29 protein-coding genes are annotated in these 26,324 nt (G+C 68.3%); 12 read left to right on the forward strand and 17 right to left on the reverse strand.

From position 1 onward, the window contains the following. Positions 1–39 precede the first annotated feature (39 nt). The 5 genes from ftsH to dacB form a co-directional block, all read right to left on the reverse strand. The gene (gene ftsH / locus FB475_RS12180) at positions 40–2,085 is read right to left on the reverse strand and encodes an ATP-dependent zinc metalloprotease FtsH (RefSeq protein ID WP_141855446.1); all 2,046 of its coding nucleotides are present in this window, start codon (positions 2,083–2,085) and stop codon (positions 40–42) included. A gap of 173 nt (positions 2,086–2,258) precedes the next feature. Beyond that, positions 2,259–2,813, reverse strand: a complete 555-nt coding sequence (hpt, locus tag FB475_RS12185) for a hypoxanthine phosphoribosyltransferase (RefSeq protein ID WP_141855448.1) — start codon at positions 2,811–2,813, stop codon at positions 2,259–2,261. 5 nt (positions 2,814–2,818) lie between these two features. Further along, a complete protein-coding gene (gene tilS, locus FB475_RS12190) occupies positions 2,819–3,859 on the reverse strand; it encodes a tRNA lysidine(34) synthetase TilS (protein ID WP_141855450.1) in 1,041 nt (346 codons plus the stop codon). Then, positions 3,831–4,922, reverse strand: a complete 1,092-nt coding sequence (locus FB475_RS12195) for a zinc-dependent metalloprotease (protein WP_238332111.1) — start codon at positions 4,920–4,922, stop codon at positions 3,831–3,833. The genes tilS and FB475_RS12195 overlap by 29 nt, the downstream gene beginning before the upstream one ends. 29 nt (positions 4,923–4,951) lie before the next feature. Next, complete coding sequence (gene dacB, locus FB475_RS12200) at positions 4,952–6,301, reverse strand: D-alanyl-D-alanine carboxypeptidase/D-alanyl-D-alanine endopeptidase (protein ID WP_141855452.1); 1,350 nt, start codon at positions 6,299–6,301, stop codon at positions 4,952–4,954. Positions 6,302–6,351: 50 nt separating this feature from the next. Between dacB and FB475_RS12205 the strand changes: the two genes are divergently transcribed. Further along, positions 6,352–6,840, forward strand: coding sequence for an inorganic diphosphatase (locus FB475_RS12205; protein ID WP_141855454.1), 489 nt, complete (start codon positions 6,352–6,354; stop codon positions 6,838–6,840). Positions 6,841–6,843: 3 nt separating this feature from the next. On the opposite strand, the gene FB475_RS12210 is transcribed toward FB475_RS12205, so the two are convergent. Continuing rightward, positions 6,844–7,275 (reverse strand): MarR family winged helix-turn-helix transcriptional regulator, encoded by a 432-nt coding sequence (locus tag FB475_RS12210; protein WP_141855456.1) that lies wholly within the window; start codon positions 7,273–7,275, stop codon positions 6,844–6,846. 88 nt (positions 7,276–7,363) lie between these two features. Between FB475_RS12210 and FB475_RS12215 the strand changes: the two genes are divergently transcribed. From FB475_RS12215 to FB475_RS12225, 3 genes are read left to right on the forward strand one after another with little or no spacing between them, the layout of a single operon-like run. Further along, positions 7,364–8,329, forward strand: coding sequence for a quinone oxidoreductase family protein (locus tag FB475_RS12215; protein WP_141855458.1), 966 nt, complete (start codon positions 7,364–7,366; stop codon positions 8,327–8,329). A 13-nt stretch (positions 8,330–8,342) separates the two neighbouring features. Beyond that, on the forward strand, positions 8,343–9,233 hold the full coding sequence (locus FB475_RS12220) for a LysR family transcriptional regulator (protein WP_141855459.1): 891 nt from the start codon (positions 8,343–8,345) through the stop codon (positions 9,231–9,233). A gap of 46 nt (positions 9,234–9,279) precedes the next feature. Beyond that, positions 9,280–9,987, forward strand: a complete 708-nt coding sequence (locus tag FB475_RS12225; protein ID WP_202878309.1) for an SDR family oxidoreductase — start codon at positions 9,280–9,282, stop codon at positions 9,985–9,987. A 47-nt stretch (positions 9,988–10,034) separates the two neighbouring features. Here the strand turns inward: FB475_RS12225 and FB475_RS12230 are convergent, their stop codons facing one another. From FB475_RS12230 to FB475_RS12250, 5 genes are all read right to left on the reverse strand, one after another. Further along, on the reverse strand, positions 10,035–11,450 hold the full coding sequence (locus tag FB475_RS12230) for a C40 family peptidase (RefSeq protein ID WP_141855461.1): 1,416 nt from the start codon (positions 11,448–11,450) through the stop codon (positions 10,035–10,037). A gap of 250 nt (positions 11,451–11,700) precedes the next feature. Further along, positions 11,701–12,513, reverse strand: a complete 813-nt coding sequence (locus FB475_RS12235; RefSeq protein WP_141855463.1) for an endonuclease/exonuclease/phosphatase family protein — start codon at positions 12,511–12,513, stop codon at positions 11,701–11,703. Between the two features lie 87 nt (positions 12,514–12,600). After that, on the reverse strand, positions 12,601–13,671 hold the full coding sequence (locus tag FB475_RS12240; RefSeq protein ID WP_141855465.1) for a WD40/YVTN/BNR-like repeat-containing protein: 1,071 nt from the start codon (positions 13,669–13,671) through the stop codon (positions 12,601–12,603). A 10-nt stretch (positions 13,672–13,681) separates the two neighbouring features. Continuing rightward, a complete protein-coding gene (locus tag FB475_RS12245) occupies positions 13,682–14,950 on the reverse strand; it encodes a ThuA domain-containing protein (RefSeq protein WP_141855467.1) in 1,269 nt (422 codons plus the stop codon). A 42-nt stretch (positions 14,951–14,992) separates the two neighbouring features. Then, entirely contained in the window at positions 14,993–15,859 is an 867-nt protein-coding gene (locus tag FB475_RS12250; RefSeq protein WP_141855469.1) for a helix-turn-helix transcriptional regulator, read from the reverse strand. A 111-nt stretch (positions 15,860–15,970) separates the two neighbouring features. Here FB475_RS12250 and FB475_RS12255 point away from each other — a divergent pair, with 111 nt between their 5' ends. After that, entirely contained in the window at positions 15,971–16,702 is a 732-nt protein-coding gene (locus tag FB475_RS12255; RefSeq protein ID WP_141855471.1) for an SDR family oxidoreductase, read from the forward strand. Here the strand turns inward: FB475_RS12255 and FB475_RS12260 are convergent. The 6 genes from FB475_RS12260 to FB475_RS12285 are packed head-to-tail and all read right to left on the reverse strand — an operon-like array spanning position 16,691 to position 21,069. After that, positions 16,691–16,990 carry a thiamine-binding protein gene (locus tag FB475_RS12260; RefSeq protein ID WP_141855473.1) on the reverse strand — a complete coding sequence of 100 codons (300 nt, stop codon included), beginning with the start codon at positions 16,988–16,990 and terminating at the stop codon, positions 16,691–16,693. The genes FB475_RS12255 and FB475_RS12260 overlap by 12 nt on opposite strands. Further along, positions 16,987–18,552, reverse strand: a complete 1,566-nt coding sequence (locus FB475_RS12265; RefSeq protein WP_141855475.1) for an MDR family MFS transporter — start codon at positions 18,550–18,552, stop codon at positions 16,987–16,989. Before FB475_RS12265 ends, FB475_RS12260 begins: the two co-directional genes overlap by 4 nt. Then, on the reverse strand, positions 18,549–19,169 hold the full coding sequence (locus FB475_RS12270; RefSeq protein WP_141855477.1) for a TetR family transcriptional regulator: 621 nt from the start codon (positions 19,167–19,169) through the stop codon (positions 18,549–18,551). Before FB475_RS12270 ends, FB475_RS12265 begins: the two co-directional genes overlap by 4 nt. A gap of 40 nt (positions 19,170–19,209) precedes the next feature. After that, positions 19,210–19,689, reverse strand: a complete 480-nt coding sequence (locus FB475_RS12275) for a methyltransferase family protein (protein WP_141855478.1) — start codon at positions 19,687–19,689, stop codon at positions 19,210–19,212. A gap of 28 nt (positions 19,690–19,717) precedes the next feature. Next, the gene (locus FB475_RS12280) at positions 19,718–20,668 is read right to left on the reverse strand and encodes a hypothetical protein (RefSeq protein ID WP_141855480.1); all 951 of its coding nucleotides are present in this window, start codon (positions 20,666–20,668) and stop codon (positions 19,718–19,720) included. Further along, positions 20,668–21,069: a hypothetical protein gene (locus FB475_RS12285; protein ID WP_141855482.1), complete on the reverse strand. Its 402-nt coding sequence runs from the start codon at positions 21,067–21,069 to the stop codon at positions 20,668–20,670. Before FB475_RS12285 ends, FB475_RS12280 begins: the two co-directional genes overlap by 1 nt. A gap of 99 nt (positions 21,070–21,168) precedes the next feature. On the opposite strand from FB475_RS12285, the gene FB475_RS12290 reads away from it, so the two are divergent. From FB475_RS12290 to FB475_RS12320, 7 genes are read left to right on the forward strand one after another with little or no spacing between them, the layout of a single operon-like run. Then, positions 21,169–21,960, forward strand: a complete 792-nt coding sequence (locus FB475_RS12290; RefSeq protein WP_141855484.1) for an SDR family NAD(P)-dependent oxidoreductase — start codon at positions 21,169–21,171, stop codon at positions 21,958–21,960. A 4-nt stretch (positions 21,961–21,964) separates the two neighbouring features. Next, positions 21,965–22,678, forward strand: a complete 714-nt coding sequence (locus tag FB475_RS12295) for a hypothetical protein (RefSeq protein WP_202878310.1) — start codon at positions 21,965–21,967, stop codon at positions 22,676–22,678. Positions 22,679–22,707: 29 nt separating this feature from the next. Next, positions 22,708–23,409, forward strand: coding sequence for an NAD(P)-dependent oxidoreductase (locus FB475_RS12300; RefSeq protein WP_141855486.1), 702 nt, complete (start codon positions 22,708–22,710; stop codon positions 23,407–23,409). Between the two features lie 35 nt (positions 23,410–23,444). Then, on the forward strand, positions 23,445–24,407 hold the full coding sequence (locus FB475_RS12305; protein WP_202878311.1) for a sigma-70 family RNA polymerase sigma factor: 963 nt from the start codon (positions 23,445–23,447) through the stop codon (positions 24,405–24,407). 14 nt (positions 24,408–24,421) lie between these two features. After that, a complete protein-coding gene (locus tag FB475_RS12310; protein WP_141855488.1) occupies positions 24,422–24,607 on the forward strand; it encodes a hypothetical protein in 186 nt (61 codons plus the stop codon). Positions 24,608–24,658: 51 nt separating this feature from the next. Next, a complete protein-coding gene (locus FB475_RS12315) occupies positions 24,659–25,105 on the forward strand; it encodes a MarR family winged helix-turn-helix transcriptional regulator (protein ID WP_141855490.1) in 447 nt (148 codons plus the stop codon). Further along, positions 25,102–26,316: an MFS transporter gene (locus FB475_RS12320; RefSeq protein WP_238332112.1), complete on the forward strand. Its 1,215-nt coding sequence runs from the start codon at positions 25,102–25,104 to the stop codon at positions 26,314–26,316. The genes FB475_RS12315 and FB475_RS12320 overlap by 4 nt, the downstream gene beginning before the upstream one ends. Positions 26,317–26,324: the final 8 nt, after the last annotated feature.

Raw genomic sequence — 26,324 nt, forward strand, 5'->3', positions numbered from 1 at the left:
CCGCCACCCGGGTGGGGTGGCGGCGTTCGTGGTGCGGGGCTACTGGTGGTTCGGCGGGGTCGGGCCGCTGCCGTAGTCCGGCGGGCGGATCGCCTCGTCCGGGCCGACCGAGCCGCCCGGCAGGACGTCGGACAGCGAGCCGTTCTGGCCGTCGTGGCCGTTCTGCGCGGCCGGGACCGGCATCACCGGCGGCTGGTCCGACGGGACCCGGGTCGACGAACCGGTCCAGGCCGGCCGCCGCTCGCGCATGATCACCGGCTCGAAGATCCGGGCGATCTGGTGCTTGTCCAGGGTCTCCTTCTCCAGCAGTTCCTCGACCAGGTGGTCCAGAACCGACCGGTTCTCGACCAGGATGTCGAAGGCCTCCTGGTGCGCGTTCAGGATCAGCTTGCCGACCTCCTCGTCGACCGCGGCCGCGATCTCCTCGGAGTAGTTCCGCTGGCTGCCGAAGTCCCGGCCGAGGAACGGCTCGCTGCTGTCCTGGCCGAACTTGATCGCACCGAGCCGCTCGGTCATGCCGTACTGCGTGACCATCGCGCGGGCCAGCGCGCTGGCCTTCTCGATGTCGTTGCTCGCGCCCGTGGTCGGGTCGTGGAAGACCATCTCCTCGGCGGCCCGGCCGCCGAGCATGTAGGCCAGCTTGTCCAGCATCTCCGACCGGGTGGTCGAGTACTTGTCCTCGTCCGGCATCACCATCGTGTAGCCGAGCGCCCGGCCACGCGGCAGGATCGTCACCTTCTGCACCGGGTCGGAGTGCGGCAGCGCCGCCGCGACCAGGGCGTGGCCGCCCTCGTGGTACGCGGTGAGCACCTTCTCCTTGTCCGACATCAGCCGGGTCCGGCGCTGCGGGCCGGCGATCACGCGGTCGATGGCCTCGTCCAGCGCGCGGTTGTCGATCAGCTGCGCGTTCGAGCGGGCGGTCAGCAGGGCCGCCTCGTTCAGCACGTTGGCGAGGTCGGCACCGGTCATACCCGGCGTCCGGCGGGCGACCGCGGTGAGGTCGACGTCCTGCGCCATCGGCTTGCCGCGGGCGTGCACCTTGAGGATCTTCTGCCGGCCGGGCAGGTCCGGCGCGTCGACGGCGATCTGCCGGTCGAAGCGGCCGGGCCGCAGCAGCGCGGGGTCGAGCACGTCAGGCCGGTTGGTGGCCGCGATCAGGATCACACCGCCGCGGACGTCGAAGCCGTCCATCTCGACCAGCAGCTGGTTCAGGGTCTGCTCGCGCTCGTCGTGACCGCCGCCCAGACCCGCGCCACGGTGCCGGCCGACGGCGTCGATCTCGTCGATGAACACGATCGCCGGCGCGTTCGTCTTGGCCTGCTCGAACAGGTCCCGGACCCGGGAGGCACCGACACCGACGAACATCTCGACGAAGTCCGAACCGGAGATCGAGTAGAACGGCACCCCGGCCTCACCGGCGACCGCACGGGCCAGCAGGGTCTTGCCGGTACCGGGCTGTCCGTAGAGCAGCACGCCCTTCGGGATCTTGGCGCCGACGGCCTGGAACTTGCCCGGCTCCTGGAGGAACTCCTTGATCTCCTGGAGCTCCTCGATCGCCTCGTCCACGCCCGCGACGTCGGCGAACGTGGTCTTCGGTGTGTCCTTGGTCACCAGCTTCGCCTTGGACTTGGCGAAGCTCATCACCCGGGAGCCGCCGCCCTGCATCGAGTTCATCAGGAAGATGAACACGACCGCGATCAGCAGGAACGGGATCAGCGTCGAGAACACCTGGCCGATGAAGCTCGGCTTCGGGTTCTCCACGTCGTACCGCTCGATCTTGCCGTCCTGGAACAGGGTCTGCAGGTCGGTCCCGAGTGTCTCGCCCTGGCCGTCGACGTAGTGCGCCCGGATCTTGGTCCCGTCGGTCTTCTCCACCCGGATCTCTTCGTCCGGGTTGTTCAGCGTCACCGACTTGATCGACTTGTCGCTGGACGACTTGGCCTGCTGGATGAGCTGGACGACCTGTCCGGTGGGCTCGGTCTTGTACCCGGTCGAGCCGGTCAGGAGCTGCCCGATCACCAGCACGCCCAGGAAGGCGACGACGATCCAGAACAGGGGTCCGCGGAAGATGCGCTTCACGTCCATGATCGGGGCCGACGCCCCGTCCCTCCTAGCTCGGCAGGCCCGGAAAACGGGCTTGTGACGGTAACACCATCCCAAGTGTCTCGTGTCGCACAAGACAACACATCACGAGGGTCACGAAAGGACGGTTGCGACCCGTTGTACAGGCCGTCACCAAGTCTGCCTGCCGGAGCCGGTCAGGAATAGACGTGCGGCGCCAGTGTCCCGACGCAGCGCAGGTTCCGGTACTTCTCCGCGTAGTCCAGCCCGTACCCGACGACGAACTCGTCCGGCAGGTCGAACCCGACGTACTTCACCGGGACCGCCATCTTGGCCGCCGCGTCCGGCTTGCGGAACGCGGTGCAGATCTCCACCGAGGCCGGGCCGCGGGACTGCAGGTTGCTGACCAGCCAACTGAGCGTCAGCCCGGTGTCGATGATGTCCTCGACGATCAGCACGTGCCGGCCGCTGATGTCGGTATCCAGGTCCTTGAGGATCCGGACCACCCCCGACGACTTGGTCCCGGAGCCGTACGACGAGACCGCCATCCAGTCCATCTCGACGTGCCGGGTGAGCGCCCGGGCGAGATCGGCCATCACCATCACGGCACCCTTGAGAACGCCGACGATGAGGAGGTCCTTGCCCTCGTAGTCCTGCTCGATCCGCCCGGCCAGTTCCCGCAGCTTCGCCAGGATCTGGTCCTCGGTGTAATGGATCGTGCTCAGGTCCTTCTCGATGTCCGAAGCATCCACGCGCCTCAGCCTGTCACATCGGGACCGAATGCGATGAATCCGCCCCGGCGGACCGCGCGGATCCCCTGGGGCAGATCGATCCAGCGCTGGCCGCGCCAGTCGGTGACCAGTGCGTCGACCGCCGCGACGTGCCCGGCGGTCAGGTCCGTCGCCCGGCAACCTGCTTCCAGCGCGGCCTGTCGCAGGACCCGCGTACGGATCGCCGCGGGCTCCTCCACAAGGACGCCGACGTCGCAGCGGACCTGCCTGTCAGCACGGCTCAGTGCGGTCTCCGCAACGTCCGCGGCGAGCTGATCGAGGGCGTCGGCATCCGCGCGGAGCAGGCCCGCCGTACGGGCCAGGGCCTCGACCACACCGGGCCCCAGCGCCTGCTCCAGCACCGGCAGCACCTCGTGCCGCACCCGGACGCGTACGTACTGCGGGTCGTCGTTGTGCGGGTCGTGCCACGGCCGCAGCCCCGAGGCGATACAAGCAGCCGCGGTCGTAGCCCGAGGCACCTCCAAGAACGGCCGCCGCAACAGCCCCACGGCAGCCGCCATACCGGCCAGCGACCGAGCCCCTGAACCCCGCCCCAACCCGAGGAGAACAGTCTCGGCTTGATCATCACGGGTGTGGGCCAACAGCACGACGTCGGCTCCCAGCTCATCGGCCGCGTCTCGCAGAGCGTCGTACCGGGCCGTCCGCGCCGCGCCTTCCGGCCCGCCCGCGGTGCCCACCTCCACCGCCCGGACGAGGACAGGGTCCAGCCCGACGGACCGGCACTGTTCAGCGGCGATCTCCGCGATGTGAGCGGAGTCGGCCTGCAGCCCGTGGTCCACCACCACGGCCCCTGCCCGCAGCCCGAGCTTCGGTGCCTCGAACGCGGTCGCGGCCGCCAGCGCCAGCGAGTCGGTGCCACCGGAGCAGGCCACGAGCACCGTCGTACCCTGCGGCAGCTCGGCGAGCGTCGCACGGACGGCCTCACGGGTCCGGGCAACGGCCGGGTGGAGCTTCCCGCGCCGTTGCTCGATCAGGCCCTCAGCCGTGGAGTCGGGCGACCCAGGCATCCGGATCCGCGATCTCGTTCTTGGTCGGCAGCGTGTTCGGACCGGTCCAGACCCGGTTGAAGCCCTCCATACCGACGCTGTCGACGACCCGGCGGACGAAGGCCGCTCCGTCCTTGTACTGGCGCAGCTTGGCGTCCAGGCCGAGCAGCCGCTTCAGCAGCTGGTCCAGCGGGTTCCCACTCGCCCGCCGGGACGTGAACTTGGACCGGATCGTCTCGACGGTCGGGATGACCGACGGCCCGACCCCGTCCATCACGTAGTCCGCGTGGCCTTCCAGCAAGGACATGACTGCGGTCAGCCGGTCCAGCACTGCACGCTGCTCCGGCGACTGCATGAGGTCCACGAGGCTCAGCTCGCCCTCGCCGCGTACCGACCGGCCCAGCCGCTGCACGGCCTCGCGGAACATCGCCGCGTACGCCGAGGCGTCCAGCTCGGCCTGGTCCAGGAAGAGCGCGAGCTCCGACCGCAGGTGGTCCCGCAGCCACGGTACGGCGGTGAACTGGACCCGGTGCGTCTCCTCGTGCAGACACACCCACAGCCGGAAGTCCCGCGGTACGACGCCCAGCTCGGACTCCACGTGGACGACGTTGGGCGCCACCAGCAGCAGCCGCCCGGTCAGGTGCGGCCGGTCGGGGTCCGGCTCCGCCGGGTAGAACGGGTCGAACTGCCCGAGCACCTTCGACGACAGGAACGCCAGCAGTGCGCCCGCCTCGATCCCGGTGACCCGGGAGCCGACTGCGGACGCCAGGGCGGCGCGGTCGGCCTTCTGGCGCAGCTTCTCGGCCAAAGGTTGCAGTACGGTCCGGAAACCGTCCGCGTTCGCCTGCACCCAGCCGGGCCGGTCCACGATCACCACGGGCGCCGTGGCCGAGGTGGCCTGCAGCCCGGTGAACTCGCGGACATGTCCTTCGGACTCGGCAGCGAACTGCCGCAGCTCGGCGACCACCCGGTCCGCCTCCGCACGGCTGACCGCCGGCCCAGGGCGCACCAGCTTCCGCGCCACGCCGGTCGCCAGCTGCCAGTCGACCATCTCGGTCGTGGTCCCGCTATCCGCCGTACTCATATAAAAACCCTAGTGGTTTGTCCCAACAATCAGCAGCCGCAGTTGGCGAGGGCCGCGGTCGCGCGGTCGAGAGCGGCGCGCGCATCGAGGGTTTTGGGGACCGGGACACTGTCGCTGGCGATGGCGAAGACCAGGAGCGTGCCGGTGCGATCGCGGGCGTACCCGGCGAGACTGTGGACGCTGGTGAGCGTCCCGGTCTTCGCGTGCACCAGTCCGAGGCCTGTAGCGGTACCGGCCGTGGTGAACCGCTCGCGGAGGCTCCCGTTGAAGCCGGCGATCGGCAGACCGGTCAGGAGGTGCCGTAGCTCCGGGTGGTCCTTCGAGACGGCTACGCGCACCGCACCGGCCAACAGGTCCAGCGGGACCTTGTTGGCGCGCGTGAGACCGCTACCGTCGTAGATGATCGCCTTGGACACGTCCAGACCGAGCTTGGTCAGCGTGGCGCGGACACCCTTCACACCGCCGACGTACGACCCTCCGTTGCCGGTGGCGATCCCCACGTGCCGCAGCAGCGTCTCGGCGCCGTCGTTGTCGCTGTGCAGGTTGATGTACTCGACGATCTGCCCGAGCGTCGGCGACTTGACCTGAGCCAACAGCGCAGCGGTCGACGGTGCGAGGGCTGCCTTGGGGGCAGCAGCCACCTTGATGCCGTACTGCTGCAGGAGCTTCTGGAAGGACACGGCAGCTGCCAATGGCGGGGACGGCGAACGCCTCGCCATCCCGGGAGAGACGCGTCCTTCGTTGACCCACAGCGCCGACGTGGGAGCGGCGATGCCCTCCGGGACGTAGTTGGCCTCCCAGTGCGCGTTGACGGCCGGGCCGGTGAACAGCGACGCGTCGTACCCCAGGGTGACCGACGCGACGCCCTGCGCTTTCAGGGCCTTCGCGGTACTCGCAGCGAGCGCCTGGAGCGTCGCACGGGCGGGGTAGTCGTTCGCCTGCTTCACGGCGAGCAGCGGGTCGCCGCCGCCGACCAGCACGATCGAACCCTTACCGGTGCTCACGACCTTCGTGGCGAAGGTGTGGTCCGGCCCAAGCGTCGACAGCGCCGACACCGTGGTCAGCAGCTTCAAGGTGGAGGCAGGCGTGTACGGCGTTGACGCCCCGACCGAGAACACCGGCTTCCCCCGCGACGCGTCGTACACGTAGATGCCGTGGTGCGGGCCGAGTGACGGGTCCTTCAGGATCGCGGCCAGGGCCGCACCGACACCAGCAGCGGTCGGAGCGGCACCCTCTGTCGTCAGCGGGGCCAGTACCGCAGGGGCCTGCGCAGCGCCTGTCCGCACGGATGCGGGTACGGCGCGTGCGCTGCTGACCAGCCCCGCGCACAGCGCCGTGGCCAGTAGCGTGACGAATGCCGCACGGGCAGGTCGGGCCACCGGGCTGCTCCTGTCATGTCGTCGGTCCGAACCGTGACAGTATCTGCCGTATGGAGTTCGACGTCTTCATCGAGATCCCCAAGGGCACCCGTAACAAGTACGAGCTGGACCACAAGACGAACCGTCTGCGGCTGGACCGGACCCTGTTCACCGCGACGCAGTACCCGTCCGACTACGGCTTCATCGAGGACACCCTGGGCCAGGACGGCGACCCCCTGGACGCCCTCGTGCTGCTGCCTGAGCCGACCTTCCCGGGCTGCCTGATCAAGGCGCGCGCGATCGGCATGTTCCGGATGACCGACGAGAAGGGCCCGGACGACAAGGTCCTGTGTGTCCCGGCCGGCGACCCGCGCCAGGAGCACCTGCGCGACATCCACCACGTGCCGGAGTTCGACCGGCTGGAGATCCAGCACTTCTTCGAGGTCTACAAGGATCTCGAGCCCGGCAAGTCCGTCGAGGGCGCCACCTGGGTCGGCCGCGCCGACGCCGAGGCCGAGATCACCGCCTCCTTCGAACGCCTGAAGACCGAAGGCCACTAGGGCCTAATCTCCTGAGACGCGGCGGAGCAGGGTCAGCAGGGTCTTGCGCTCCGCCGCGGTCAGTGGTGCCAGCAGATCCGCCTCCGCGGCGTAGATCAGCTGGTCCATGTCCGCCAGCTGCTTCTCCCCGGCCGGCGTGATCGCGACGATCTTGCGGCGCCGGTCGGCGGCGTCGACCCGCCGCGCCAGCATCTTCAGCTCCTCGAGCTCGTCCAGCAGCGTGACGAGGTCGCTGCGATCCATCCCGATCCGGTCCGCGAGCGTGGCCTGGACCGCCTCGCCGTCGTCGGCCAGGCTCGCCAGCACGTGGTAGTGCAACGTGCGGACGCCGCCCTCGGTCATGTGCTGCCGGACCAGCCGCTGGGCGTGCTGACTCGCCCGGCCGAGCGCGAACAGCACCTGGTCGGACAGCCGATGGTTCGGCGACGTATCCACCTCACCAACTCTATTGGCAACGCTTCCGCTCGGAGTTATCGTGGGATTCTCCCATTATTACTATTCCCCACGATATGGAGCACCCACGATGCGCGCAGTGCGCTACCACCGCCACGGCGGTCCCGACGTCCTCCAGCTCGACGAGGTCGCCGTACCCGAACCAGGTCCCGGCCAGGTGCTGATCCAGGCCGAGGCGATCGGTGCGAACGCGATCGACACCGTCCTGCGCCGCGGCGGCACACCCTGGGACCGGCCGCTGCCCGGCACGCTGACCGGTGAGGTCGTCGGCCGGATCACCGCACTCGGACCACAGACCCCGCCCGGCGTCGCGGTCGGCCAGCGCGTCGCCGCACTGGCCGAGGACGCGTTCGCCGAGTACGCCGTCGTCGACGCCGCGTTCCTGGCACCGATCCCGGACCAGGCCGACGCGGCCGAGGCGACCATGATGGGGATGACCGGGCCGCTCGCCTACCGGTTGCTCGAGTCCGCGCACCTGCCGGCCGGCGGCGCCGTCGTCATCCACTCAGCGGCCGGCACCATCGGCCACCTCGCCGTCCAACTCGCCCACTCCTACGACCCGAAGACCGTCATCGGCACGGCGTCCTCCCCCGCTCGGCTCGACTTCATCCGCTCGCTCGGCGCGGAGGCGGTCGACCTGACCGATCCGGACTGGCCGGCCAAGGTCCGCGAGCTCGCCCCGGACGGCGTCGACGCGGTCCTCGACGCCGTCGGCGGGAAGGTCTTCGAGCAGGGCCTCGGCCTGATCCGGCCGGTCGGGACGATGGTGACGTACGGCGCCATCACGACCGAGCTGCCCGCGGTACCGCCCGGCGCGCTGTTCGGGTTCAAGACGGTCACCGGCGTCGCGATCATGGGCTGGCGGAACGCCCGCCCGGAGGCGGCCCACGCCGACATCACCGAGGTCATCCGCCGCTGGCAGAGCGGCGACCTGCGTCCCGTCGTACACGCCACCCACCCGCTCGCCGAGGTCGCGCGCATCCACGAAACCCTCGACGCCCGGACAAACCTGGGGCGGCTGGTCGCGACCCCCTGAGATACTGAGCGGCGTGGAGCTTCGGCAGCTGCGGTACTTCGTGGGCGTCGCCGAGGAGCTGCATTTCGGCAAGGCCGCCGAGCGGCTGTACATCTCCACGCCGACGCTGAGCCAGCAGATCAAGCAGCTCGAACGCGAGATCGGCACCCGGCTGCTGATCCGGCACTCCCGCGGCGTCGAACTCACCCCGGCCGGGCAGGTCTTCCTGGCCCGCGCGCGGGAAACTCTCCAGGCGGCCGGCCTGGCGCTGAAGGACACGCGCCGGGCCGCCGGCCTGGACGAGCCGGTCCTGCGCCTCGGCCTGCTCAACGGCATCCCCGGACGGCTCCCGGCCGCGCTCGAACAGCTCGCCACCGAACGCTTCCCGGACAGCAGCGTCACGCTCGAGGCCGGTACCACCACCGACCAGCTCCGGATGCTCGACGCCGGCGAGATCGACCTCGGCCTGGTCCGTACGCCGGTGACGTTGCCGCCGGCAATCATGTCCGAACACCTCGCCGAGGAGGAGCTCGGCGTCCTGCTGAGTGCCGGTCACCCGCTCGGCGACCGGCCTGAGCTCACCCTCGGCGACCTGGCCGGCCTCGAGCTGATCTGGATCCCGCGGGCCGCCGCGCCCGAGTTCCACGACGACACGCTCCGCCGGATCGGTCCGGGCGTACGGCTCAGCGAGATCAGCATGAGCCACTCCCAGCTGCGATCGGCCCTGCTCGTCCGGCGATCCGCCTTCAGCCTCGGGTCCCGCCGGGCCGCGACGCCCGATGTCGTCTGGCGGCCGATCGCGGGCCGTCCGCTGGTCGCGCGGTACGCCGCCGTCTGGCGCTCGGACTCCAGCAACCCGGTGCTACGGGCAATGACCGTTAGCCCTGGTCTAACGGTCATTAGGCAACAAGTCCTGGCGGACTGACCTTCGCGGTGGTTGGCTCGAAACGTCAACCACAGAAGGAGATTCAGTGCAGGAACACGTCGTGATCGTCGGTGGCAGCTCCGGCATGGGCCGCGCGCTCGCCGCCGAGCTCGTTGCCCAGGGCAGCGAAGTCACCGTCGCGGGCCGGACCCCGGCCAAATTGGAAGCAGTACGCACCGAGCTCGGCGTACGAACCGTCGAAATGGATCTAGCGAACGAGCAGGACATCGAGCGGTTGTTCGCGACCACCGGCAGGATCAACCACCTGGTCAGCACCGCCGCGGACGTCGGCGGCGCCTACCAGCCGATCATCGCGTACGACGTGGCCGCGGCCCGCTCCGCCGTCGACTCCAAGTTGCTCGGGCCGCTGCTGCTCGCCAAGCACGGCGCCCCGGTACTCGAACCCGGTGGGTCGATCGTGTTCACCTCGGGCATCGCGGCGTACCGGCCGGGGCCGAAGGCATCGTTGCTCGCGGCACTCAACGGCGCACTCGCCTCGCTCGCCGCGGCACTCGCGGTCGAACTCGCGCCGCTGCGGGTCAACGTGGTCTCACCCGGCTGGGTGGACACGCCGATCTGGCAGGACGTCGCCGGCGACGCCGCACCCGCGACCCTGGCCGCGATGGCGGCCCGCCTCCCGGTCGGCCGGATCGGCCACACCCAGGACATCGCCGCCGCCATCATCGCCCTACTACGCAACGGTTTCATCACCGGCACCGTCCTCCACGCCGACGGCGGCCACCGGCTGGTCTGAAAGGGGTTCCCCGGCAACGGATAATAGTTGCCGGGGACAACTACAGCTTACGGTCGGCCGAAGAAGTTCGGGGGAATCCAGTAGTAGACGCTGTCGATCTGCACCGGCTTGCCCGTGCGGGGGGCGTGGATCATCATCCCGTTGCCGATGTACATCGCGACGTGGTGGATGGTGCCCGGGTCGTTCGGGTTGGTCGCCCAGAAGATCAGGTCGCCTGGCCGGAGGTCGTCCTCCTGGATGTGCTGGATCTGCTCGTACTGCGCGACGCTGTAGTGCGGCAGCTGCACACCGGCCTGCTCCCACGCACCCTGTGTCAACCCGGAGCAGTCCCAGCGGTTCGGACCGGTCGCGCCCCACAGGTACATGTCCCCGAGCTGATGCATCGCGAACCTGATCGCCGCCTTCGCGCCATGCCCCGAGGAACTCCCGCCACCACCGTCGTTGCCGTTCCCGCTGCCGTTCCCACCGCCACCCGAAGGCTGGTCGTGCCGCGGCTTCTTGCCGTGGTGCTTCTTCGCCTCCTCGCGGGCTTCCTGCTCCTCGCGAGCACGCTCGGCGGCCGCGGCGCGGCGCTCCGCGGCCTCGCGGGCGGCGATCCGGCGCTTCAGCTCGGCGGCCTTGCGGGCAGCCTCCTCGGCGGCCTTGATCCGGGCGAGCTCTTCGAGCCCGCGCTGCCGCTGGGCGGCGACCTTGACCGAGATGTTCTGCAGAACGGCGAGCTGGTTGATCGAGTTCGTCCGCTGCACACCGATCGCGGTGACGGCCGCCGCCTGCGCCGCCTCCGCTGCCTCGGCCGCCTTCTTCGCCGCGGCTGCCTCGTCGGCTGCCTTCTTCACCTTCGCGAGCGCCTGGTCGGCCTGGACCTTGAACAGGTTCGCCATCACCTGCGTGGCCGAGAACCGCAGGTACGACCCCTGCATCGCGGCCGACACCGAGTGCGCCGCACCGGCGGAGTCGAGCAACTGCTGCGGACCCTCGGCGGTGAACAGCGGCGCGAGCTTCGCGACGTCGCCACCACCCTGGTACGACGCGGCAGCGAAACGGCCGATCTGCTGCCGCTGGACGGCGAGCGTCTGCTCGGCCTCCTTGGCCCGGGCCGCGGCGGCGGTCGCGGCGGCCTGCGCCAGCTGCAACCGGTACACGGCACCGTTGTAGGCCTCGTCGGCGATACCGGACTGGATCCCGAGCTGCTCGAGCCGGGCGTTCGCCGCGGCGAGTTCGCGCTCGATCTTGGCGACCTGGGCGGCCTTCGAGTTCGCGGCCTGCTTGGCCCGCTCGACCGCGGCCTTGGACGGGATCACCGGCGGCTTCGGCTTGGCTGCCTCGGCCGGGAGCGTGGGCACGGCCATCGAGCCGGCCAAGCAGATCGCGAGCACCCCAGAGGTCAGCAGCTTGGCTGCCCGTCCGGTCTTCCCAGCACTCGCGACCCGTTCGCCGGACGTGGCCCTGAGGGGCGTCCGCATCGGAGTCGTTCCTTCCGCCGGTCACGAACCCCTTCCCCAGGGTTCGTGAACTTTTGGTCCTCCTGGACCACATACGTGACACTAGTTGCCTAGAGCCCCATTGGGAACAGTTTTCACACAAGTATCTTTGTTTCACCCGTGTGTCGACTTGACAAACTACAAGCTTGTAATTCCGCGAAGTCGCAGGTGGGCGCGCGAAAAACGCCCCTCCGCACCGGTTGCGGAGGGGCGTTGCGGGGATCGCTGGGATTCAGCTCAGGACGAACGACGCGACCACCGGCAGGTGGTCCGAGGCCGGCGTCACCGGCACTGAAGCCTGCGTCGGGCGCAGGCCCGCGCTGTGCAGCTGGAAGTCGATCCGCTTCGTCGGCTTGTCCGCCTCGATCGTGTAGCCCGGACCGCTGCCGACCTCGGGCCAGGTGTCGTCGTACACGGCGGTCAGCGTCTTGATCTCCGGCGCCATCGGGGTCGCGTTCAGGTCGCCGACGAGCAGCGTGGGCGTCGTCGAACCGCTCAGCAGCTCGACCACCTTCTGCGCCTGCTCGAGCCGTTCGGCGTTGTTGTTGCTGGTCAGATGGGTGTTCGCGAAGCGCAGTTTCGCGCCGCGCACTGTGAGGTTCGCCACCGCGAGGCCACGCTGTTCACCGGTCGGGTACAGCGGCAGCAGGGTGTTCTCGAAGTCCTGGATCGGGTACTTCGACAAGATCGCGGTCCCGTACTGGCGACGCGGCTCCCCCGGGTTCACCGGCGGCAGATCGAGGTTGGCGGCGTACGCGTAGTGCATCTTCAGCCGCTGCGCGAACCAGGCCGGCTGGTCCACCCAGTTGCTCCGCGCGGCCCAGTGCCGGTCGACCTCCTGCAGCCCGATCACGTCGGCCTTGGACTGCTCGATCAGTACGGCGATCCGCTCCAGGTCGAGGACGCCGTCGATCCCCGCGCCGTGGTGGATGTTGTAGGTCATCACGGTCAACGGCCGGCCCGGACGACCCGCGTCCGGCTGAGCCGCGGCCACAGTAGCTACTACCATCAGCAACCCCACCAGAACGGTCAGCAATTTACGCATGCGCCCATCTTTCCGGAAAACCGGCGACACCCGCGCGACGAGCGAGTGTCGCCGAGCTGAACGTCAGTTCATGACACGACCGGCAGCTCAGTGCACCAGGCGGCCGACCGCGCCCTTCGCTCCGGAGGCCCAGCAGCCGGCGTTGATGCCGTGGCCGGCGCACTCGACACTGTCGAAGCTGCCGTCGTAGAACTGCTTCCAGCTCCGCCCGCCGTCGAAACTCACGTCGCTCCCGGACGGGCCGACCGCGATCACGGTGAACGGCGACCACGGGACGAAGTGCGAACCACTCCGGTAGCCCTTCGGCGCCTGGTCGGCCGGTACCAGCTTCCACGTGCGGCCACCGTCGTACGTCACCGAGGCCGCGTTCACCGCCTCTGTCGGCTTGGTGAAGTCACCGCCGACGGCGACGCCGAACAACGTGTTCCGGAACGCCAGGCTGAAGATTCCGGCCGCCGCACCACTGGCCATCGGCGAGTCCGCGACCGTCCAGTGCCGGCCGCCGTCGTCGGTCCGGAACACCCGCGGCCGGTCGCCACCACCGGTCGCGAACCAGGCCGTCCGGCCCGGTCCCGCGACCAGGCAGGTCCCGCTCGCGGCGAAGCCGAACTCGCCGGTCAGCGCGGCCGGCATCCCGCCGGTCGGCTGCACCTGCCAGGACCTGCCGCCGTCCGACGTCGCCGCGATCCGGAACTTCCCGTCCACCGGGTCGCTCATCGCCAGCCCATGCTTGGCGTCGTTGAACGCGATGCAGTCGTAGAACGCCTTCGGGTCGGTGTTGCGGAAGGTTTCCGACCACGTCTTCCCACCGTCGTCGGTGCGGTAGACCCGGGAGTCCTCCCCTTCGCCGATCGTCAGCGCGACGGCCCGCCGTGCGTCGAAGGCCTCGACGTCGCGGAACTGCAGGCTTTCCGCACCGGCCGGACTGACGTTCTGCCAGTGCTTCCCGCCGTCGACCGTCCGGAACACGGTGCCCGACGTACCGGCCACCCAGGCGACGTCCTTACTGACCGCGGCCAGTCCACGGAACTGCGCCGTCGTACCAGTCGGCGTCAACTCCCACCGGTACGACGGTCCGCCGTGCGCCTGAGCGGGTACGACGTTCGCCATCAACAACAGACCTCCTGCCGCGAGAGCGGCCACACGCAGGATTCTCATGCGCGGAAATCTAACCCGCCGTCAGCTGAAAAGACTGCGCCGCGCCTCCGTCGCAGGTGAGTTGGACCAATTGCGTGCTGTCTGCGACCGAACTGTTCGGGACGGCCAGGCACTTGCTGCTGTACCTGCTGACGAAATGGAAGTTTCCGGAACCTTCGGAAACCGCCTGCCATTGCTGGTTGTTTCCGCCGCTGTACATCCACAACTGCAGGCCCGCATTGTCCGCCGCCGACACCCCGGTCACGTCGATCACCTTGGTCTCGTCGTTGCGGTTGTTCACCCGGGTGAAACCGCCGGACGTCGGCTGGAACTGGAACTGCTGCGCCTGCGTGCCGTTGCAGGTGTACTGCTGGATGACGGTCCCGTTCGCGGTCCCGGCGGCGCGGGCGTCGACACATTTTCCGTTGCCCTTGTTGGCGATCCGGTACCACGCGGTCGGCGACGGCTGGCCCGCCGGCGGCGTGGTACCGGCACCGCCGAGCCACTTCAGGGCGTCCATCATGAACTGGTTCTGCGCCGGGCTGTCGAACGTCGACGACAGCCTGGTGTTGGTGTCGTAGTTCATCGCGTTGTGGCCGAAGTTCGCGTAGATCATCTTGTAGTGCTTGTTGGTCCAGATGATCGGGTAGTAGCCGGAGTACCAGGTCTGGTTCGGATCGGTGCCGACCGGGAAGCTGGATGGGTCGATCGAGGCCAGGATCTGGATCTCGGGGTTGTTCCGCAGATCGTTCTGCCAGCTGTACCACTCACTCACCGACGACCGGAACGTCGCTCCGGTGTTCACCAGCGCCGGATGTGAACGGTTCTCGGTCCGCAGCGTCACCGCCGTCGGCCCCCAGGTGTTCGAGACGAAGTACCCGGTACCGAGGAACGTGTTGTTGAACCACGGCCAGTTGCCACTCGCATCGTTGTACGCCGACACGTGGAACCCGAAGAACGCGCCACCGTTGTCCATGTAGTTCTTGAACCCGTTGCGTTGGGCGTCGGTGTGCGGCGAGTCGTCGAGGAACATCACCACCTGGTACTGCGAGGCGCTGAGATTGTCGAGCTGGTCCCAGTTGTTCGTTGCCGTGTAGGAGAACCCGTTGTCCGCTCCGAACTGCGGGAAGCGCTGGTTCGCTTCCTTCTCGAAGTCGATATGGGCGGCGTCCCAGGTACCGCTGTAGAAGGCGAGCACCTTGAAGGTTTGGACCGCGGCGACGGCGGGCGAGGTCAGGCCACTGATCACGAGGACCAAGGCGAGCAGGAAGGTGGGCAGGCGAAAACGATCGGAAAGCATGGGGGCGGACCTTTCCGTCAGAACCTTCTGAAATTTCAGATCTTAAATTAACTCCCGATCAAAGCCCTGTCCAGAGCCCATCACCTGACTGCCCAGAACGCTCAGCAACCGCAACTTCTCCGCGCTCTCGCTGCCCGGCTCGGCGGTGAAGACGATCAGCGTCTGCTGCTGGTCGCGGTTGTCGATCAGCTCGCAGTACAGCTCGAGGTCGCCCACCGACGGATGCCGGAATCGCTTCGTCCGGCTGTGCGCGACCACGACCTCGTGCGCGTCCCAGATCTCGGCGAACTCCGGGCTGGCCTTCTGCAGCGCGCGCACGATCGAGGCGGCGTACGACTTCGGGCCGTCGATGGTCGCGACCGTCCGCAGCATCGAGACGAGCAGCTTGCTGTGCGTGGTCAGCTCGGGCTCGGCGTACAGAGCGCGCGTCTCCGGGTGCATGAACCAGCGGTACACCTCGCTGCGCTCCATGCCCTGGAAGTTGGTCAGCTCACCCGCGAATGCGACGTGTGTCGGGGTCTGGGCGACCACCTCGCCGACCCGGTTCAGCAACATCGCGGGGGTGTCGTGCAGCCGGTCGAGAATCCGCAGCATCCCGGGGTCGACGTGGTCGGCGCGCGTCGAGCGTGGCGGCGTACCGTGACCGGCGAGCAGGAACAGGTGGTCGCGCTCGTCGAGCGTCAGGCGCAGGGCGCGAGCGATCGCGCCGAGCATCTCGACCGACGGCTGCGGACCGCGGCCGCCTTCGAGTCGGCTGTAGTAGTCCGTCGACATCGACGCCAGCGCGGCGACCTCCTCGCGGCGCAGGCCGGGCGTACGGCGCCGGCGCCCGCGCGGCATGCCGACGTCCTCGGGTTGCAGGGCCTCGCGGCGTTTGCGCAGGAAGTCGGACAGGTCGGAGTACTCCATAGGTCCAGTGTCCCTCCGAATGACAGGGCGTCCCGGCCGTTATCCACGGCTTGGCAAGCAGAGGCTGACCACAGCCTGGTTGCCGTCGGCATCCAGCGCCAACCTGGAGCCATGAAAACGACCGGCAACACGATCTTCCTCACCGGCGGTACGTCGGGTATCGGCCTCGAACTCGCCCGCCGCTTCCGCGACCTCGGCAACACCGTGATCATCAGCGGCCGCCGCAAGGACCTCCTCGACCGGATCGCCGCCGAGGACGGCATCGACGGCGTCCAGCTCGACGTCGCCGACCCGGCGTCGATCACCGCCGCCTATGAAGCGGTCACCACGAAGTACCCGGCTGTGAACGTCCTGATCACGATGGCCGGCATCATGCAGCCCGAGGACCTCAAGAACCACGACCTGGCCCTGGCCGAAGAGATCATCACGATCAACCTGCTGGGCACGATCCGCACCGTCGCGGCCTTCACGCCGCATCTGCTCGAGCAGCAGGACGCGGTCATCATGACCGTCAGCTCGGGCCTCGCCTTCGTCCCGCTCGTGATCACGCCGACGTACAACGCGACGAAGGCAGCCATCCACAGCTACACCCAGAGCCTCCGCCACCAGCTCCCGCTCCAGGTGATCGAGCTCGTCCCACCGGCGGTGCAGACGACCCTCCTCAACCAGGAGAACGACCCACACGCCATGCCCCTGGCCGAATACGCCGACGAAACCATCCAGCTCCTGAAGGACAACCCCAACGCCGAGGAAATCCTCGTCACCCGAGTCCACTTCCTCCGCAACGCCGAAAAGGAGAACCGCTACGAGTCAGTCGTCGCGGCCCTCAACTCAGTCGCCTAAGGCCTGCTCGATCCGCTCGACCTTCGCGGTCAGCTGGCCCGTGTAGCCCGGGCGGATGTCGGCCTTCAGTACCAAACTGACCCGCGGTGAGACGGCGGCGACGGCGTCGACGGCCCGTTTGACCACCGCCATCACCTCGTCCCACTCGCCCTCGAGGTTGGTGAACATCGCATTGGTCTCGTTGGGAAGACCGGAGGCACGAACGACGCGGACGGCCTCAGCCACCGCTTCGCTCACGCCTCCGGTCTCATCGCCGGCGGCCGGACTGATACTGAAGGCAACGATCATGCGTCCAGGATGTCAGGCTCCTCCTGCGCTCGCCGCTCGGCTCCGGACGTGGTGAGGAGTGCCTTTTCCTTGATGAACAGGACTGCTATCAGGGCCAGTACGGCGAACGGGACCGACATCATGAACAGGTCCGCGGTCGCGTCGCCGTAGGCGTTCTCGACCACGACGCGTACCTGGTCCGGCAGGTCCTTGATGTTCGGTACGGCGCTGCCCGCGCCCGAGGACGCGCCGCCCGGGTTCAGCATCTCGGTGACCTTGTTGGCCAGCACCGCGCCGAGGACGCTGACGCCGATGGTGCCGCCCATGCTCCGGAAGAAGCTGACCGCCGACGTCGCCGCACCCAGCTCACGAGCCGGTACGTCGTTCTGTGCGGCGAGGACCAGGTTCTGCATCACCAGACCGATGCCGACACCGAGGACCAGCATGAAGGCCCACAGCATGTACTTCGACGTGTGCGCGTCGATCGTGCCGAACAACGCCAGCCCGATCGGCAGCAGCACACTGCCGACGACCAGGTAGATCTTCCAGCGGCCGTACTTCGTGATCAGCGCACCGGCGATCGTCGACGCGGTCATCATGCCGAGGATCATCGGCAGGCTCATCAGACCGGCCTTGGTCGGCGTGTAGCCCTGCGCGATCTGGAAGTACTGCGCGAGGAACACCGAGCCGGCGAACATCGCCACCCCGACCAGTGCGCTGGCGATGATGGCCAGCGTTACCGTGCGGTTGCGGAACAGGTCCATCGGGATGATCGGCTCCGGGTGCCGGCGCTCGACCAGTACGGCGGCCAGCAACAGGACCGCAGCGGCCCCGACCAGCGCGAAGCTCCAGCCGGAGACCCAGTCGAACTTGTTCCCGGCGAACGAGGACCAGACGAGCAGCGTGCTGACGCCGCCCATGATCAGGACCGCACCCCACCAGTCGATCTTCACGTCCCGTTTCACGGTCGGCAGCTTCAGCGTGCGCTGCAGCAGGATCATCGCGGCGATCACGAACGGTACGCCGATCAGGAAGCAGGCCCGCCAACCGAGCGGCGAGTCGACCAGGAAACCGCCGAGCAGCGGTCCGCCGACGGTCGCGGACGCGAAGATCGCGCCGAACACACCGGAGTACCGGCCGAGCTCACGCGGCGGGATGATCGCCGCCATCACGATCTGCACCAGCGCGGTCAGACCGCCACCGCCGAGACCCTGGAGCACGCGACTGCCGAGCAGTACCTCGATGTTCGGCGCGAAGCCGGCGACCAGCGAACCGATCACGAAGAAGCTCAGCGAGAGCTGGATCAGCAGCTTGTTGTTGTAGAGGTCGGCGAGCTTGCCCCACAACGGCACGGTGGCCGTCATCGTCAGCAGCTCGAGCGTGACGACCCAGGTGTACGAGGACTGGCTGGCGCCCAGGTCATGGATGATCCGCGGCAGTGCGGTCGAGACCACGGTGCCGGCGAGGATGGCCACGAACAGACCCATCATCAGGCCGGACATCGCCTGGATCGTCTGCCGTGGAGTAAGAGTGGCGGTGACCTCACCCACCGGTTCCGGGGTGGATGACGAGGTCGTCGTCATGAGTTGCCTTTCTGGTCAGCTGCCGCGAAGGCGGTGTCGATGCCCTGGGCAAGTAGTTGGAACGCTTCGTCGAGCAGTTCGGGGATCGGGCGGTCCGGGGCGGTCTTGTGCAGCTCCATCACCACCCGGCAGGCGGCGCCCGCAGTACTGACGATCAGCGCGGGCCGGATCGAACCGGCCGGCTCGCCCATCCGCTCGGTGAGCGCCTCGGTGAGCTGCCGCTCGTCGTCGATGCTCGACATCATCAGCTGGTACAGCAGGGTCGGGGAGCTCATGATCAGCTCACCGCGCCGGGACAGTTGCCCGTCGCTCTCGAGCTCCCGCAGTACGTCGTGCACGATGAACGACATCGTGGTCAGCGGCGACTCGCCGGCGGGCGCGGCCCGCATCCGCTCGAGCGCCCGGACCAGCTGCTCCGGATTGCGCGCGAGGATCGCATGCTCCTTGTGCGGGAAGTAGTTGAAGAACGTCCGCACCGACACGTCGGCCGCCTCGGCGATCTCCTCCACCGTGACGTGCTCCGGCCCCTTCTCCAACGCCAGCCGCAACGCGGCGTCGGCCAACGCCGCCCGCGTCTGCAGTTTCTTGCGCTCCCGCAACCCACCCTCAGCCCCCACGACACCAGGCTAGGCAGAAACTTGCACCCACTGCAAACTATTAACCCTGAAACTTTGCAGTCCGCGAAAGCTTCGGGATCCAGGCCGGTACGACGCGGCAGTACTCCTCGTACTGCGCGCCGTAGCGGGCTCGGAGTACCGGCTCCTCGTACCAGTGGACGAACGACGCCATCACCGCCCACGCGATGACGCCGTACACGAGAACCCGCCAGTCGAGGAAGAGCAGTGCCTGGCCGAGGATCGCCGCGACGACGCCGACGTACATCGGGTTGCGGACGAAGCGGTAGTCGCCGCCCACGACGAGGTCCTGCGTCGGGGCGATCGGGGCGGGGGTGCCGCGGCCTTCGCGGACGAAGCGGACGAACGCCCGCAGTACGACGAAAGCGCCGGCCGCGACGATGATCAACCCGGGCCAGAAGCGCGGACCCGCCCAGCCGCTGACCCACCACGGCAACACCCCGCCGACGACGCACGGCGCAACAAAGAAGAACACCGCACTCCCGAGAACGGCTTTTACCATGGGACAATTAAAGGCCCTGTGCGGTGGTTCAAGGCCGGAGATCGGGAGGCTCGGGTCGGCGGTTGAGGGATTGGGGCGGGCCGCTGCGGGTGCTGTACGTGCCCCAGCCGGACGTGCCGCGCGCGGGTGATGCGACGCCGCCGAAAGAGATGCGGCGGGCGAAGTACTCACCGGCGATTTCCCGGGCTTCTTCGAATGCCTGGTGTCCGACGGCGGCCGAGCGGCTGAAGAGTTGGTGGGAGGCGACGATCGACAACCCGGGAAGCTTGCCGAAGTGCTTCCACATCGCGTTGGTGATCCGGCGCTCCGCTATTACGCGTTCGGTCGCGAAATGCGGGGCGCCGAGGCCGTAGCGGTCGGCGATGATTCCGGCGGCGACGGTCCATTTACCGGTCGCGTTGACGACTACCATCCGGCGAAGGATCTCGAGGCGATCGGCCTCGTCCAGCGTCCCGAGTTCGTAGGCCAGCGTCTCGGCCGCCGGGGTGAACCGCTCGTACGCCATCAGCCCGATCACGTTCTTGATGCCTGGGGCAACGAGATCCAGCTGGAGCTCGTCGATGTAGTCGTCCAGCGTCTCGTGGCCGTAGCTCTCGGTCACGCCTTCCTCGAACGCCCGTACCGCGTCGATCCGGAAGTCCTGCTGCGCGTCCGCATGCTCGGTACCCGGTCCGGCGAGCAGATGCAGGTTCTCGTGGTACACCACGGCGAGCGCTTCGCGGTACCGCAGCAGCGTCGCGTCGTCCACCTGCTGCCCGGCGTACCGGAACATCTCCCGGAGCGGCCGCAGCACCCGTTCCTCGTCGTACCGGATCGTGTGGTCCCAGCCGGCCGAGCCGAGTACCAGCTTGCCGTCGTCGGTCAGCTCGTACGGCTGGACGTCGTACGTCCCGTTCCAGCTGGAATGGTCGGCACCGGTGACGTTGATCGCGGCCAGGTGCTGCACCCGCATGAACTCCTCGAACGAGGCAGGCCGCATCAACCCCCGAGCTCCGCTCGCCAACTGTCCGCGAGCCGGGCCAGCGGTTCGTTCACCGCGAGTACGGCGTACTGCTCGAACTCGTCGTCCGTCTCGAGCGCGACCGCCGTGATGTCGCGTATCCCGTCCTCCAACCGGGTCAGACGTTCGCGCGCGTCACCCTCGTCCCGCTCCGCCTCCGCAGCGATCCGCTGCACGCGCTCCATCCGCTCCCGGGCGTCGGGTGACGTGTGCGCCGCCCATCGATCGATCAGGAAGCCCGCCGTCTGCTGCAACCGCTGGTCATCGATCGCCGGTACGACGTCACGCAACCCGGCCAGCGCTTCGCGTGCGTCGACGCGCCCGAGCCGCCACTCCCGCTGCGCCGCCTTGTAGCGCTCGAGGAACTCGTCGTACCGCACGCATCGCACTGTAGCGCCGCCGGGATTCGCCGGGCTCCGATGAGTTTCGATCACCGGCCTCCTCTGTACGAGTAGAAGCCTCGTCCGAAGGAGAAGGAAATGTTGCTGGAGAACAAGAACGTGGTCGTCTACGGCGGCGGCGGAGCAGTCGGCGGCGCGGTCGCCCGTGGATTCGCCGAAGCCGGCGCGAAGGTGTTCCTGACCGGGCGGAATCCCGACAACGTGAACACCGTCGCCAAGGAGATCTCCGCGGCGGGCGGAGCCGTCGAAGCTGCCGTGGTCGACGCTGCGGACGAGCAATCCGTCTCCGAGCACCTCGACGCGGTCGTCGCCGACGCCGGCTCCATCGACGTGTCATTCAATGCCATCGGGATCTCACCACGAGGGCTACAGGGCATCCCGTTCACCGAGCTGCCCGTTGACAACTTCCTGCGACCGGTCACGACGTACGCCGAGGCTCATTTCGTGACCGCGAAGGCCGCGGCACGGCACATGATCCCGCGCGGCTCGGGCGTGATCATGATGCACACTCCGGAACCTGCCCGCCTGCCCATGCCCCTGGTCGGCGGCATGAGCGTCGGCTGGGCCGCAATGGAGGCCCTCAACCGAGCGCTGTCCTCCGAATGGGCCCAGTACGGCGTCCGCTCGATCTGCCTGCGTACCACCGCGATGGTCGAGACACCCGTCATCGATGTCGTCTTCGGACTGCAGGCCGACACCTTGGGCATCCCCAAGGACCAGCTCACCGCTGCCGAGGCCGCGATGACCCACCGCAAGCGCCTCACGACCCTGACCGAACTCACTTCGGCGGCGGTCTTCTTCGCCTCCGACCACGCGGCGGCCATCACCGGAACCGTCGCCAACCTGACCGGCGGCCTGATCGTCGATTGAGCCCGTGAGAGGCAAGTTCATGAACGATCTGCTCGCGACCGCGGTCGCCGCGCACGGCGGAATGGACCGCTGGAATCGGATCCGGACGATCCGCGTCGACGCCAACATCACCGGCGCCTTCTGGCAGCTCAAAGGAAAGAGCGACGCGATGAAGGACGTCCACTTCGAGGTCGACACGACGCAGGAACGGCTGACGATGGACTTCGCCGGCCGGAACCTGCGATCACTCTTCCGACCCGACCGGGTCGTCCTGCAGCAACTCGACGGCACGGTCGTCGAGGCTCGCGACGACCCGGAGCGGTCGTTCGACGGCCACCGGTTCGAGACGCCGTGGGACGACCTGCACCTGGCGTACTTCACCGGCGAAGCTCTGTGGACGTACCTGAACACGCCGTTCGTGTTCACGTCGGCGGGTTTCGTCTGCACGGAGCTCGCACCCGTCGACGTCGACGGTGAAACCTGGCGGCGGCTGCGGGTGCGGTTCCCCGACCACATCAGGACCCACACCCACGAGCAGGTCTTCTGCTTCGGCCCGGACGGTCTGCTGCGCCGCCACGACTTCACGATCGACATCGTCGATCCGGACACCGAGTCGCAGTTGTACGCCGCCGACTACCGCAGCGTCGACGGCATCATCATCCCGGCCACGCGCCGCGCGTACACCGACGACCACTCCGTCCTGGTTGCCATCGACATGACCGACATCAAAGTCAGCTGACACGAATTCCCTTCCACTACTGGAGAATCATGCACATCGGAGTCATCGGTGCCACCGGCACCATCGGCAGCCGTGTCGTCACGGAGGCGCTCGACCGCGGTCACCAGGTCACGGCGTTCAGCCGCGATGTCTCGGGCGTTCGGGAAGACCGCGCGAACATCCGGTGGAAGCAACTCGACGTCACCGAGACCGGCGGTATCGCCGACGTACTGCCCGGCCTCGACGTCCTGGTCAGCGCATTCGGAGTCGGCAACGCTGCCCAGGACCCCGCCGACGCGGTGGCACGCGCCATCGCCGACCCCGGCATGTACGCGCGGGCAGCGAACGCGCTGCTGACCGCGCTGGCGAGCTTTCCCCGGGTCCGGCTCATCGTGATCGGGGGCGCGGCGAGTCTCGAACTCGAGCCAGGGCGGGTGTTCGCCGACTCCGACGACCTTCTGCACGCCGCGATCGACGGCTTCGGCCTGCCCCGCGAGTACGCGACGGCGATGCGCGGCCACGGCGAGGCGCTGAACCTGTTCCGCACCTCCAACCGGCTCTGGACCTACCTCAGCCCGGCCGTGGAGATCGCCCCCGGCGAACGCACCGGCCGATTCCGGATCGGCGGCGACCAACCCGTGGTCGACGGCGAGGGCCGCAGCCGGATCTCCGCCGAGGATGCGGCCGTTGCCGTTCTCGACGAGGTCGAGCTTCCGCGCTTCGTGCAGCGCCGCTTCACCATCGGCTATTGAGCGCCACATCGACAACCGACGAGGAAGGGCGGATCATGCGCACCGTGGTTGAGTCCGAGGCCGGCAGCGAGGATTTCGGGACGCTGAGTGAACCGTTCCGACGGGAGTTGCTGGCGTACTGCTACCGCATGCTCGGCTCGGTCCACGAGGCCGAGGAAGTGGTACAGGACGTGCTTCTCGACGCCTGGCGGGCCTACGACCGGTTCGAGGGCAGGTCTTCGCTACGGACCTGGCTGTACCGGATCGCGGCGCGGGCCTGTCTCAAGGCGCTCGAGAAGGGCCGGCGCAGGCCGCTGCCCGCCGACCTCGGCGCGCCCGATTCGAGCCCGGATGCTCGGCTGGTCCAGCAAAGCCCCGAAGTACCGTGGCTGCAGCCGATCCCCGACTACTTGTTCACAGCCGCCCCGGTCGATCCCGAAACAGCCGTGGTGGAACGACAGACGATGCGCCTCGCCCTGGTCGGAGCACTCCAGCAACTACCACCGCGACAGCGTGCCGTGCTGATCCTTCGCGACGTACTGCAGTGGCGGGCCGCCGAGGTCGCCGAACTGCTGGACATGACGACCGCGGCCGTCAACAGCGCGCTACAGCGAGCCCGAGCGGTCGTTCCGCTCAGCGAGGACAGTGTCACCGAACCTTCCGAACCACAGCAGCGAGCGCTTCTCGACCGCTACGCCAAGGCCTTCGAAACCGCCGACGTCGATCAACTCGTCGCGGTCCTGACCGAGGACGCACGCCTGGAGATGCCGCCAATCGACAACTGGTTCGAAGGCCGCGACACGATCGTCGCCTTCCTGGCCAAGCAGATGCGGACGATCGGGCCGGCCGAACTGGTCGCCACCTCGGCCAACGGACAGCCTGCCTTCGCGGTGTACGCCCGCGGCGCGGACGGTACGTACCGTCCACACGCACTACACGTACTGACACTCACCCCGCACGGCGTCAGCAGGATCGTCGCCTACCACGGCCCCGGACTGTTCCCGCTGTTCGGCCTCTGACCGGGCGTGACGGCATGTCCGAAGAGGAACAGCTCGCCGCCCAACTGCGCTTGTTCTGCGAACTGATGCTCGGCTCGCCCGAGGCCGCCGGCTCCGCGCTGGAGCAGATCCACCGGCGGGCACTCGAGGGGGACCGGCCGCCGGACTGCGTCCGCCTGTTCCGCATAGCAGCCGACGTCTGCGGAGTCCGCCGGCCGTGAGCTGCTTCACTTCGGTGGAGATACATAGCAAAGCTATGTATATTTGTGGATGTGATCGCAACTGACCTGACCCGGCTCGGAGAAGCGCTGGTGGTCGCGTCGACGCGGCTGTCGCGGCTCGCCACCCGGAACGTGAACACGCTGCCGCATGCCGCGATGCGCGTGCTCGGGCGGCTCGACGAGCTCGGGCAGGCCCGGATCAGTGACCTGGCGAAGGCCGACCGGACCTCGCAGCCGACCATGTCCAACCTCGTGCAGCGGCTCGAGGAGCAGGGTTCGGTACTGCGTACCCAGGACCCGGCCGACTCCCGCGCCAGCCTGATCAGCCTCACCGACGCAGGTCTCGCCGAACTGCGCAGCGCCCGCCATCAGGCCGGCGAGGCGCTCGCCGCGCACCTGGGTCAGCTGCCCGCGACGGACCTCGCCACCCTCGAGGCCGCGGTCGCCGTCATCCACAAACTCCTCACCCTTGAATCGTTGGAGGACACGCCCCGGTGAGTAACTCGTCGTTCCTGAAGCAGCCCAAGTCCGTCTGGGCGGTCGCGTTCGCCTGCGTGATCGCGTTCATGGGCATCGGCCTGGTGGACCCGATCCTGAAGCCGATCGCCGAACAACTGCACGCGAGCCCGTCCCAGGTCTCGCTGCTGTTCACCAGCTACATGGCGGTGATCGGGGTGGCGATGCTGATCACCGGTGCGGTCTCGAGCCGGATCGGCGCCAAGCGCACCCTGCTGATCGGACTGGCCATCATCGTCGTGTTCAGCGCGCTGGCCGGCCTGTCCAACTCGATCGGCATGATCGTCGCCTTCCGGGCCGGCTGGGGCCTGGGCAACGCGCTGTTCATCGCGACCGCGCTCGCCACGATCGTGAACTCGGCCTCCGGTTCGGTCGCCGAAGCGATCATCCTGTACGAAGCCGCGCTCGGTGTCGGGATCGCGGCCGGCCCGCTCGTCGGTGGCGAGCTCGGCACGATCTCCTGGCGCGGCCCGTTCTTCGGCGTCGCGGTCCTGATGACGATCGCACTCGCCGCGACCGCGTTCCTGCTGCCTGCCTCCCCGCCACAGGCTCGTCGTACGTCGGTGATCGAGCCGCTGAAGGCGCTCCGGCACCGTTCGCTCGCGACGGTCGCGGTCACGGCGTTGCTCTACAACTTCGGGTTCTTCACCCTGCTGGCGTTCACGCCGTTCCCGCTGGCGATGTCGGCGCGGCAGATCGGCCTGATCTTCTTCGGCTGGGGCCTTTGCCTGGCCTTCACGTCGGTCTTCGTGGCGCCGCGCCTGCAGGCCAAGTTCGGCACGCTGCCGGTGGCGATGACGGTGCTGTTCCTGTTCGCCGTCGACCTCGCGGTGATGGGCGTGTACGCGCACCACAAGCCGGTACTCGCGATCGGCGTGATCATCGCCGGCCTCTTCCTCGGCATCAACAACACCCTGATCACCGAGGCTGTGATGGGTGCCGCGCCGGTCGAACGCGGTACGGCGTCCGCGGCGTACTCCTTCGTCCGCTTCTCCGGCGGCGCCGTCGCCCCGTGGCTGGCCGGCAAACTCGGCGAGGAGTTCAACATCCAACTCCCGTTCTACGTCGGCGCGATCGCCGTCCTCCTCGCCGTCGGCGTCCTAGCCACCGGCTGGAAGCCCCTCTCCCACCTCCGCACCCCCGCCAACCACTCCGAAGCCGAAGCCGAAGCCCTCACCGCAGCCGACGCCTGACCAACCGA

The sequence above is a fragment of the Kribbella jejuensis genome, from assembly GCF_006715085.1.
GTDB classification, from domain to species: Bacteria; Actinomycetota; Actinomycetes; order Propionibacteriales; family Kribbellaceae; genus Kribbella; species Kribbella jejuensis.